The organism is Alistipes sp. 56_sp_Nov_56_25 (assembly GCF_001915285.1).
Lineage (GTDB): Bacteria > Bacteroidota > Bacteroidia > Bacteroidales > Rikenellaceae > Alistipes > Alistipes shahii.
In genome coordinates this window covers 63423-74351 of record NZ_MNQF01000022.1, presented here as the reverse complement: position 1 = coordinate 74351, position 10929 = coordinate 63423, and the positions used below count along the sequence as shown (strand labels likewise).

Here is a 10929-nt window from a genome sequence, read left to right as displayed (position 1 = left end):
ATCAAAGGCAGATCGCCGTTGGGGCGGGCGCTGCCTTTCTTCACGTAAAATAAGACCCGAAACGTGCTTCGCATAATAAACCCGATTTTTGGTTACAAAATTAATGTCTGTCGGGCCGTTTGTCAAGATGAAGAATAACGCAAGTAGCAGTAAAAGAATGCGTTACAAACAAAATTCAAAGCAAGTACCGCGTAATGATCTGGTAACGATTCTTATTCAGCAATAGGCCGTAAAACCGCTTCGAACGAATTTCTGTATAACGCAAATCAATGCGCTATTGATTATAAACCAGCACCTTAAGCCATTCGTTGCGTTGTCCTGCTAATCTCTTGAAAGTTTATTTTAAGTTTTTATGTTTTTTCTTCGTCGTTGTGCTTCCGGGCGGTGTTGTCGCCGCCTTTGGCGTCGTTTGCAAGCCTGACCCCACCCCGGCCCTCCCTCGGGGAGGGAGATGGCGTACGTTTCATTCGCTTTAGGGTTGCAATCCGGTTGTTTCTGTTTTTTCTTCGTCGTTGTGCTTCCGGGCGGTGTCGTCGCCGCCTTTGGCGTCGTTTACAAGCCTGACCCGGGCAAATTCAGCCATCTAATTCGCGGCGTTCCGCCGCGTATCCAATTCTAACCCTCCCCTAAATCCCCTCCTCGGAGGGGGCTTGTCGCAGCGCGACCGGGATTTCAGCCGGGATTTAACCGGGTTGCAGGTTATTTTTAATTCTTAATTTTTCATTTTTAATTGCGTGCAATTTGCGCTCCGATCCACATGCCCAGTGCGGCGAAGGCGATGCAGACCGCGACGCTCAACGCAATGTAGGCCGTCGCAGGCCCGTAGTCTCCGGCACGCAGCAACCGCACGGCATCGGCCGAAAAGGTCGAAAAGGTGGTGAATCCTCCGCAGAATCCTGCGATGAGCAACCATCCTGCCGCAGCCGAATTCGTGGTCTCCAGCAGAATGCCGATCAGCAGCGATCCCGCGGCGTTAACCGTGAACGTTCCGGCCGGAAAACCCAGCAACGTGTGCCCTCCGAGCAGCCAGACGGAGAGCATATAGCGGACGATGCTTCCGGCGGCGCCTCCCAGGCCCACGGCGAAAAGTTCACGAATCATAATTTAAATATATGTATTATTTTACGGATGTGCAAATTTAAGCAAAAAATGATTACGAATCGTTCAATTATTTGCCGAAATAAGTGGAATTTTTGTCACATATGGCGTCGGGGTCTTTTGGCGCCGGCCGTCCGGGCCATGCGGCGGCGTCTCCCTTCCGCGAGGGGCGTCGGGGGATGCATCGGTGCGCGGCGACTTCGCTTCTCCCGTGCGGGGCGGAGTCGGGAACGCGGCGGGATGCCGCGAAAACGGCGGGCGGCGGCGTGACCGTCATGGCTCTCTGGTCTGTCCGTTGCCTGAAATCACGTATTTGTAGGTCGTGAGTTCGGGCAGCCCCATCGGGCCGCGGGCGTGGAGTTTCTGGGTCGAAATGCCGACCTCGGCGCCGAACCCGAACTGGCCGCCGTCGGTGAAGGCCGTCGAGACGTTGACGTAGACGCACGCCGCATCGACCCGCCGGGTGAACTCCCGGGCCGTCCCGGCGTTTTCGGTGACGATGGCTTCGCTGTGGCGCGAGGAGTAGCGGGCGATGTGCGCCAGAGCTTCGTCGAGGGAGCCGACGGTCCGCACGGCCAGCTTGTAGTCGAGGAATTCGGTCCCGAAGTGCTCCTCCGCGGCGGGGCGGAGCAGGCACGCGGGGTAGCGGCCTTCGAGTGCGGCGTACGCCTCCGCGTCGGCGTAGACCGTGACGCGTTCGGCGGCCATCGGGTCGCACAGTTCCGCGAGGTCCCGGAGCCGTTCGCGGTGGACGATGAGGCAGTCGAGGGCGTTGCAGACGCTGACGCGCCGCGTCTTGGCGTTGCAGACCACGGCGCGGCCTTTCGTCAGATCGCCGTCGAGGTCGAAGTAGGTGTGGACGATGCCCGCCCCGGTTTCGATCACGGGTATGCGGGCGTTTTCGCGCACGAAGCGGATCAGTCCCGCGCCGCCGCGCGGGATCACCACGTCGACGTAACCCACGGCGTTCAGCAGCGCTCCGGCAGCCTCGTGGCCCGCGGGCAGCAGGGTGAAGGCCGCCGGGTCGATGCCTTCGCTGCGGAGCGCCTCGCGGAGCAGGGCGGCGATGGCTTCGTTGGAGCGGCGGGCGTCGCTGCCGCCCTTCAGCACGCAGGCGTTGCCCGTCTTCATCGAGAGCGAGAAAATGTCGGCCGTGACGTTGGGGCGCGCCTCGCAGATCATGCCCACCACGCCGAACGGTACGCGGACCTTGCGGAGGGTCATGCCGTTGGGACGGGTCCATTCGGCGATCGTTTCGCCCTGCGGCGAGGGCAGTCCGGCGACGGATTCCATGTCGGCGGCGATCGAGGCGATGCGTTCCGCCGTCAGCCGCAGGCGGTCGCGCATGGGTGAATCGGCGTCCATCGCCTCCAGGTCGAGGGCGTTGGCCGCGAGCACTTTTCCGGCGTTTTCCCGCAGCAGGGCGGCGGCTTTCGCGACGGTGCGGCTCAATCGCCCGGCGTCGACAAGGGCCAGTTCGTTGCCGGCGCGCCGGGCGGCGACGAAGATCGTATCGTATTCCATTTTTATTCCAGATATAGGTAATCGCAGTGAATCAGCGGTTTGAGACCTTTGCGGCCGAGGTTGCGGCGGGCCGTCGCGCTGTCGCACGAGATGCGGCCCACGCCCAGTGGGGCGCCTTCGGGCGAGAGGATGCGTACGATGTCGTCGCGCTCGAAATCCCCTTCGACGGCCGTGACGCCCACGGCGAGGATGCTCGCGGCCTTGCTCTGCGAGACGGCCGCGGCGGCCCCGGCGTCGAGGTGCAGGGCGCCCTTGGCGAAGCCTTCGCTGCTGGCGATCCACTTCTTGACCCCCGAAGCCGGTCGGGGAGCCGCTTCGAAACGCGTGCATACGACGTCGCGGTCCGTGAGGATCAGATCCGTCAGGATATTGTCGCGGCGGCCGTTGGCGATCACGACCTCGATGCCCTCGCCCGCCGCGCGCGACGAAATGCGGCTCTTGGTCGTCATGCCTCCGCGACCGCGCGAGGAACGCGCCGTGTCGATGTACTGCGAAAGGTCGCGGCCCGGGGCGACGCGGCGGATGACCTGCGAGGCGGGGTCCGAAGGCGAACCGTCGTAGATGCCGTCGATATTGCTCAAGATGACGAGCGCCTCGGCTCCCATCATCGCCGCCACGAGACCCGAAAGTTCGTCGTTGTCGGTGAACATCAGCTCCGTGACCGAGATCGTGTCGTTCTCGTTGACGATCGGGACGACGCCCGCCGCGAGCATCGCCTCCATGCAGTTGCGCTGGTTGAGGTACTGCCGCCGCGTGGAGAGGCTCTCCTTGGTGGTGAGCACCTGCCCGCAGGCGATGCCGTATTCGTTGAAGAGGTCGTAGTAGCGGTTCAGCAGTTTCACCTGCCCGACGGCCGAGAAGAGCTGGCGGGCCGAAACGGTGTCGATGCGTCCGACGCGGGTTTCGAGCAGGCTGCGGCCCGAGGCCACGGCGCCCGACGAGACGAGGATGAACTCCGTGCCGGCCCGGTGCAGGCGCGCCAACTGGTCCACGAGCGCCGAGATGCGCGTGGTGTCGGGCCGTCCGTCCTCGCGGGTGAGCACATTGCTGCCGATCTTGACGACGATGCGGCGGTATTTTTTCGATTCACAATTCATAATTCACAATTCAAAATCGCTTCGTCCGGACAAACGGATTCGGTCGCCTGCCCCCCCCCTCCCGTCATTGCGAGGAGCGTGGCGACGCGGCAATCCGATCAAAGGTCGTAACCTCACAACGCGTCCAGCGGATTCCCACGTCGGTCCTTCGGCTCTTCCCGGAATGACAATCCAATTTTCACCTTTCGTTTCAGGGTTCATATTTATATCCCACGCCCTTGACCGTGACGATGCGTTCGTCGCCGATCTTCTGGCGCAGCTTGCGGATGTGCACGTCGATCGTGCGGTCGCCCACGACGACCTCCGTGCCCCAGATCTTGGCGTAAATCTCCTCGCGGGGAATCAGCTTCCCGGGCGACGAGTGGAGCAGGTCCAGCAGCGCGAACTCCTTGCGCGGGAGGGTGATCTCCTGTCCGTCGCGGATCACCGTGTAACGCTCGCGGTCGACCGTGAGCCCCGGGGCCGGGGCCTTCTCGGGAGGTCTGTCGGCGTCGATGCGCTTGAGGATCGCCTGCACGCGGCTTACCAGCAGCTTCATCTTGATAGGCTTGGTCAGGTAGTCGTCGGCTCCCACGTCGAACCCTGCCAGCTGCTGCCCCTCCTCGCCCAGCGCCGAGAGGAAAACCACCATCGTGTCCTTCAGCACGGGGTTTCGGCGGATCGCGCGGCAGGTCTGCGCCCCGTCCATCACCGGCATCATCATGTCCAGCAGGATCAGGTGCGGACGGCATTCGGCGGCCACTTTCAGCGCCTCGGCGCCGTTTTCGGCCGTGAAGACTTCGTAACCCTCGCGTACGAGGTTGTAACGGACGAATTCGAGGATGTCTACCTCGTCGTCGACCAGCAGGATACGGTGACTCATGGTGTCGGTTTTCGGTCAGGCGGCCCGCGAGGGGCCGTGTGTGCGTAACTTTTTGCGAAGATAATGATTTTCCGGCGAATATTCAATAAATTGTCGTACCTTTGGCCTTTCAACTATTCATATATGATCAACGAAGCTGATTTCAGCGCTTTAGGCCTCAGCGAGGAGATGCTCGCGGCCGTCCAGGCAAAAGGGTTCGAAACACCCACCTCCATCCAACGACTTACGATTCCCCGTCTGCTCTCGGGAGAGAACGACATCATCGCGCAATCCCAGACCGGCACGGGTAAAACGGCGGCTTTCGGGCTGCCGATACTCCAGCAGATCGAGCCTTCGAAAGAGGGCGTGCAGTCCATCATCCTCGTCCCGACGCGCGAGTTGGCCGTGCAGGCCGCCGAGGAACTTTTGAGTTACAACCGCGAGCGGCGGCTCTCGATCACGGCCATCTACGGAGGGGCCGCGATGAGCGAGCAGCTGCGCCGCCTGTCGCGGGGCGTCGACATCGTCGTCGGCACGCCGGGGCGCGTGCTGGACCACATCCGCCGCGGTACGCTCAAATTGGACAAGGTCCGTTTCCTGGTCCTGGACGAAGCCGATGAAATGCTCAACATGGGCTTCGTGGAGGATGTCGAGGAGATCATGGGCCATACGGGCGAAGACCGCCGCGTGCTGCTCTTTTCGGCCACGATGCCCGAGCGGATCATCCGTCTTTCGGAGGCTTACATGCGCAATACGGAGGTGCTGCGCGTGGAGTCGCAGCACCTGACGGCCGACCTCACGAACCAGATCTATTTCGAGGTGCGCGAAGCCGACAAGTTCGACGCCATGACGCGCATCATCGACATCGAACCGGACTTTTACGGCATCGTCTTCTGCCGCACGAAGATCGGCGTGGACGAGGTGGCGACGCGTCTGGTGGCCCAGGGCTATTCGGCCGAGGGGCTGCACGGCGACGTGTCGCAGGCCCAGCGCGAGAAGATTCTCCGCAAGTTCCGCGACAAGGCGGTCAACATCCTGGTGGCGACCGACGTGGCTGCGCGGGGTATCGACGTGTCGAACCTCTCGCACGTGATCAACTATTCGCTGCCGCAGGATTCGGAGAGCTACGTCCACCGCATCGGCCGTACGGGCCGCGCCGGCAACCAGGGTACGGCCATCACCTTCATTTCGGGCGCCGAACTGCGCCGTTTCAACTGGATGATGCGCGACATCAAGGCCGACATCAAGCGGGAGACGCTGCCTTCGCCGCAGGACATCGTGGCGATGAAGCGCGCCAAGATCAAGGACGATTTGCAGGAGATCGTGGCCAATGAGAGCTACGGCGACTACGCCGACATCGCGGCCGAACTGCTCGAAAGCTATGCGCCCGACGTGGCGCTGGGGGCCTTGCTGCGGCTGGCTTTCCGCAGTGAACTGGATCAGAGCAATTATCCCGAAATCCGTTCGTTCTCGGTCGACCGCAAGGGCAAGGCGCGGCTGTTCCTGGCGCTCGGAGGCCGCGACGGCTACACGGCCCGCCGGATCGTGGAGATGCTCAAGCGCAAGTGCGGACTGCGGGACAAGAATATCGACGACGTGCGTGTCTTCGAGAACTATTCGCTGGTGAGCGTGCCGTTCAGCGACGCCGAGGCGGTCGTGGGGCAGCTCAACGCCTCGGGAGGCCGTCGCCGCATCGCCAAGATTGACGGTTCCGATGCGGAGAACGGCGGCGGAAAGCGGCGCCGGCCGGCTACGGAGGGTCGCAACGGCGGCGAAGGCGCGTCCGGAAGCGAATCGGCCGGAGAGCCTCGTTCCGAGACGCGGGGCCGCAGGAAGGCCGGGCAGCCCGAGGGCGCGGAGGAGTTCCGCTCCGAAAGGCGGCCGCGCAGGGAAACCGCGGAAACGGCGGACGACGCCGGGGAGCGGCGTCCCGTGACGCGGAGCCGGAAAAAGGCCGAGAACGACTGGAACGCGTCTCCGGCAGGCGGCAACGACGGGTTCGACTGGGAGGCTTTCCAGCGTTACGACGATGCCGCGGCATGGGAGAAGCCCAAGCGCGGCGGCGGGACCAGGAGCGTCCGCCGCAGCGGCCGTCCCGTCACCACGGGCCGTCAGGCTGCGCCCAAACGCATTGCCGCAAAGGGCCGCAAGCGCTGACGAAGGGCCGGAACAGACCGGAAAATTGCGCCGCCGTGCCGGGATGCAGCGATTTCGCGCTTCCGCAGGGCGGCGTTGTTGCATGTTTTGACGAAATCTTTTCGGCGTTCCGCATAAAATGGTTATATTTGCGAGATTTATATGCTCCCGCACATGCGGGAACCAAAAACGTGTACTGAAATGGCTACTGAAAAACCGACACTTCCTGCTCCCGAGGAGCAAGTCAGCCCTGCGGCTGAAGATGCGCAAGCGAATCCTGCCGTGACTGTCCGAGTCCCTGAACCCGAAATGCCCGCCGCAGGACCGGCTGCGGAGGCGTCCGCCGCTGCGGAAGAACCCGTTGCGGAGGTTGCGGACGCGCCCGCGGAATCCGCCGTGACGGAGACGCCCGCCGCCGAAGCGTCTGCCGGGGTTGCCGAAGCGCCCGCCGCAGAAACGCCTGCGGAGGAGGCCGCCGCGGAGCGGATTTCCGGGGAGGAGGCTGCGCCGCGCGCCAAACGTGCCCGGATCAAGCCTGCCGCCGGGCCGGAGGTTGCGGAATCGGAGGAGGACGCGTCCCGGGACGTGCAGGTGGACTTTGCCGATGAGGAGGCTGCGCTCGCGGCGCAGAATGCCGGGCTGGAGATCGAGGGCGCGACGCCCGAGGAGGAGGCCGCGGAGGAACTCGCCGCGCAGAAGCCCGAGGAGGACAAGTTCGCCGGAAAAGGCAAGGAGGAGTTGGTGGCCCTGTTCGCCCGGATGCTCGAAGAGCAGCCCGTGCAGTCGATCCGTCGGGATGTGGAGGCGTTGAAGATCGCCTTTTACCGCATCCGCCGCGCCGAGGTCGAGGCCGCACGCCGCCGCTTCGTCGAGGAGGGCGGCGCCGAGGAGGATTTCGCTCCTTCGGTGGACGGCGCCGAAATTCAGCTCAAGGAGCAGTTCAAGGAGTACCGCCGCCGCCGCGACGCGTTCATCGCCAACCTCGAAGCCGAGAAGGAGGCGAATCTCAAGGTCAAGCAGGCGATCATCGAGGAGCTGAAGGAGCTGGTCAATTCGGACGAGACGCTCAACCATACGTTCAACAAGTTCCGCGAGTTGCAGCAGCGCTGGAAGGATACCGGCATCGTGCCGCAGCAGCATGTCAAGGATTTGTGGGAGACCTACAACCTGCACGTCGAGAATTTTTACAGCTTCATCAAGATCAACAAGGAGCTGCGTGACCTCGATCTGAAGAAGAACTACGAACAGAAGGTAGCCCTCTGCGAGCAGGCCGAGGCGCTGGTGCTGGAGCCTTCCGTCGTCGAGGCGTTCCACAAGCTGCAAAAACTCCATGACGAGTGGCGCGAGACGGGTCCCGTCGCCAATGAGTACAAGGAGACGCTCTGGGAGCGTTTCAAAGCCGCGTCGAGCCGCATCAACAAACAGCATCAGGAGCATTTCGAAACGCTGAAGGGCGAGCAGGTGAAGAACCTCGAACTCAAGACCGGGCTGTGCGTCGCCACGGAGGAACTTTCGTCCCAGCCGCTCACCACCCGCAAGGAGTGGAACCGCGCGAGCGACCGTCTGCTGGAGATTCAGAAGACCTGGAAGACCATCGGTTTCGCGCCGAAGAAAGATAACAACCGCATCTACGAACGTTTCCGCACGGCGTGCGACCGTTTCTTCGAGGCAAAGCGGCAGTTCTATGCCGGAATGAAGACCGAGATGGAGCACAACCTTCAATTGAAGATTGAGATCTGCGAGGCCGCCGAGTCGCTGATGAACAGCGAGGAGTGGAAGAAGGCCACCGACGAACTGATCGCCCTCCAGGCCCGCTGGAAGCAGATCGGAGCCGTGTCGCGGCGCCATTCGGACGCCGTCTGGAAGCGTTTCCGCGCTGCCTGCGACAAGTTCTTCGAGCGCAAGGCGTCGCACTTCGCGAGCGTCGACGGCGAGCACGAGGAGAACCTGCAGAAGAAACTCGCCCTGCTGGCCGAAATGGCCGGGGCCGACGTGAAGGCCGGGGGCTACGAGGTGATCCGCGAGTTCCAGCGCCGCTGGGGTGAGATCGGTTTCGTGCCCATCAAGCAGAAGGACGCCATCCAGAAAAAGTACAAGGCCGCCGTGGACGAGCTGTTCAACACGCTGCGCGGTTCGGAGCGCGACCGTTCGATGGGCCGCTTCCGCGAGAAAGTCTCGTCGTTCAAGGCGTCGGGCGACCGCCGCCTGCGTTCGGAACGCGAACGCCTCTACAACAAGGTGCGTCAGCTGGAGCAGGAGATCGGCCTCCTGGAGAACAACATCGGCTTCTTCGCCAAGTCGAAGAACGCCGAGGCGTTGGTGGCCGACGTGCGTGCGAAGATCGAGCGCGCCCGCGAGGAGATGGCCTCGACGATCGAGAAGGTGAAGCTGATCGACAAGCAGGACCAGGACGAAAATAACAATGCCTGACGATCGGATCGTCCTGCCGCTCCGGACGCCGGCCCACGGCGGAACGCCGTGTATACAGGTTTGACCCGCCCCCGAACCCCCGCCTTGGCGGGGGCTTGCGGAAAAAGGCGCTGAACGGTGTTACAACGAATTTATAAATAAAACAGTAATGAAACTTTCCAAACCCAAGTACATATTCGTAACGGGCGGCGTGGCGTCGTCGCTCGGCAAGGGTATTATTTCGGCTTCGATCGCCCGCCTGTTGCAGGCCCGCGGTTACTCGGTGACCATTCAGAAACTCGACCCCTACATCAACGTAGATCCCGGAACGCTCAACCCCTACGAGCACGGCGAGTGCTACGTCACCGAGGACGGCGCCGAGACGGACCTCGACCTGGGGCACTACGAGCGCTTCACGAACCAGCCCACGTCGAAGTCCAATAACGTCACGACGGGCCGTATCTACAAGAGCGTCATCGAGAAGGAGCGCAAGGGCGAGTACCTGGGCAAGACCGTGCAGGTCATTCCCCACATCACCGACGAGATCAAACGCCGCATTCAGCTGCTGGCGCAGACCAAGAAATACGACGTGATCATCACCGAGATCGGCGGCACGGTGGGCGACATCGAGTCGCAGCCGTTCATCGAGTCGGTGCGCCAGCTGCGCTATTCGCTGGGTTACCGGAATACGGCGCTGGTTCACCTGACGCTGATCCCCTACATGGCCGCTTCGGGCGAGTTGAAGACCAAACCCACGCAGCACTCGGTGAAGGCCCTGCTGGAGAACGGTCTCCAGCCCGACATCCTCGTGCTGCGCGCCGAGCATCCGCTGTCGACGGCGCTCAAGCGCAAGGTGGCGCTGTTCTGCAACGTCGACGCCAACGCCGTGATGGAGTCGATCGACGTGCCGACGATCTACGAAGTGCCGCTGAAAATGCACGAACAGCATCTGGACGAGGTCGTGCTGGACAAACTGAACCTGACGGCCGACAAAGAGCCGGACATGGCCGCGTGGAGCGCATTCGTCGAGAAGGTGAAACACCCCTCGAAGAAGATCGAGATCGCGCTGGTCGGCAAGTACACCGAACTGCCCGACGCCTACAAATCGATCTGCGAATCGTTCATCCACGCCGGGGCGGTCAACGACTGCAAGGTCAAGCTGCGCTATGTCAATTCGGAGAAGATCACCCGCGAGAGCGCAGGCGCGCAGCTGGGCAAGATGTCCGGCATTCTGGTGGCTCCGGGCTTCGGCAACCGCGGCATCGAGGGGAAGATCGAGGCCGTGCGCTTCGCCCGCGAGAACAACATCCCGTTCCTGGGCATCTGCCTGGGCATGCAGTGCGCCGTGATCGAGTTCGCGCGCCACGTGCTGAATCTCGCCGATGCCAATTCGAGCGAGATGGAGCAGACGCCGCATCCGGTGATCGACCTGATGGAGGAGCAGAAGGGCGTTACGGCCAAAGGCGGCACGATGCGTCTGGGCGCCTATCCCTGTGCGCTGAAGAAAGGCTCGAAAGTCGCTGCCGCCTACGGCAAACTCAACATTTCGGAGCGTCACCGCCACCGTTACGAGTTCAACAACGACTATCTGGAGCAGTTCGAGGCGGCCGGCATGAAGGCCGTGGGCGTGAATCCCGACACGAATCTGGTGGAGGTCGTCGAGATCGAGAACCATCCCTGGTTCGTCGGTACGCAGTACCATCCCGAATACAAGAGCACCGTATTGAGCCCCTCGCCGCTGTTCGTGGCCTTTGTGAAGGCCGCGCTGGCGTATGCGGAGAAGAAGTAATCACCCTCTGAAAAGATAAAAAGGAAGACAGTTTA

Annotated in this window: 7 protein-coding genes; 3 read left to right on the top strand and 4 right to left on the bottom strand. The window is 62.3% G+C overall.

The genetic code is table 11. From position 1 onward, the window contains the following. Positions 1–726: 726 nt before the first annotated feature. The 4 genes from crcB to BHV64_RS07255 form a co-directional block, all read right to left on the bottom strand. Positions 727–1101 (bottom strand): fluoride efflux transporter CrcB, encoded by a 375-nt coding sequence (gene crcB, locus BHV64_RS07270; protein WP_015546758.1) that lies wholly within the window; start codon positions 1099–1101, stop codon positions 727–729. Positions 1102–1371: 270 nt separating this feature from the next. After that, a complete protein-coding gene (locus tag BHV64_RS07265; protein WP_217727736.1) occupies positions 1372–2622 on the bottom strand; it encodes a glutamate-5-semialdehyde dehydrogenase in 1251 nt (416 codons plus the stop codon). A 2-nt stretch (positions 2623–2624) separates the two neighbouring features. Further along, complete coding sequence (gene proB, locus BHV64_RS07260; protein ID WP_015546760.1) at positions 2625–3719, bottom strand: glutamate 5-kinase; 1095 nt, start codon at positions 3717–3719, stop codon at positions 2625–2627. Positions 3720–3909: 190 nt separating this feature from the next. Beyond that, positions 3910–4581 carry a response regulator transcription factor gene (locus BHV64_RS07255; RefSeq protein ID WP_015546761.1) on the bottom strand — a complete coding sequence of 224 codons (672 nt, stop codon included), beginning with the start codon at positions 4579–4581 and terminating at the stop codon, positions 3910–3912. A 123-nt stretch (positions 4582–4704) separates the two neighbouring features. On the opposite strand from BHV64_RS07255, the gene BHV64_RS07250 reads away from it, so the two are divergent. From BHV64_RS07250 to BHV64_RS07240, 3 genes are all read left to right on the top strand, one after another. Then, positions 4705–6717, top strand: a complete 2013-nt coding sequence (locus BHV64_RS07250; protein ID WP_044054187.1) for a DEAD/DEAH box helicase — start codon at positions 4705–4707, stop codon at positions 6715–6717. Between the two features lie 180 nt (positions 6718–6897). Next, positions 6898–9126 (top strand): DUF349 domain-containing protein, encoded by a 2229-nt coding sequence (locus tag BHV64_RS07245; protein WP_288115690.1) that lies wholly within the window; start codon positions 6898–6900, stop codon positions 9124–9126. 148 nt (positions 9127–9274) lie between these two features. Then, positions 9275–10894 carry a CTP synthase gene (locus BHV64_RS07240; RefSeq protein WP_022061477.1) on the top strand — a complete coding sequence of 540 codons (1620 nt, stop codon included), beginning with the start codon at positions 9275–9277 and terminating at the stop codon, positions 10892–10894. The last annotated feature ends 35 nt before the right edge of the window (positions 10895–10929 follow it).

Bases quoted from the DNA above. Each gene is read 5' to 3' on its own strand.
- crcB (WP_015546758.1), bottom strand. From the start codon at position 1,101: ATGATTCGTGAACTTTTCGCCGTGGGCCTGGGAGGCGCCGCCGGAAGC.
- BHV64_RS07265 (WP_217727736.1), bottom strand. From the start codon at position 2,622: ATGGAATACGATACGATCTTCGTCGCCGCCCGGCGCGCCGGCAACGAA.
- proB (WP_015546760.1), bottom strand. From the start codon at position 3,719: ATGAATTGTGAATCGAAAAAATACCGCCGCATCGTCGTCAAGATCGGC.
- BHV64_RS07255 (WP_015546761.1), bottom strand. From the start codon at position 4,581: ATGAGTCACCGTATCCTGCTGGTCGACGACGAGGTAGACATCCTCGAA.
- BHV64_RS07250 (WP_044054187.1), top strand. From the start codon at position 4,705: ATGATCAACGAAGCTGATTTCAGCGCTTTAGGCCTCAGCGAGGAGATG.
- BHV64_RS07245 (WP_288115690.1), top strand. From the start codon at position 6,898: ATGGCTACTGAAAAACCGACACTTCCTGCTCCCGAGGAGCAAGTCAGC.
- BHV64_RS07240 (WP_022061477.1), top strand. From the start codon at position 9,275: ATGAAACTTTCCAAACCCAAGTACATATTCGTAACGGGCGGCGTGGCG.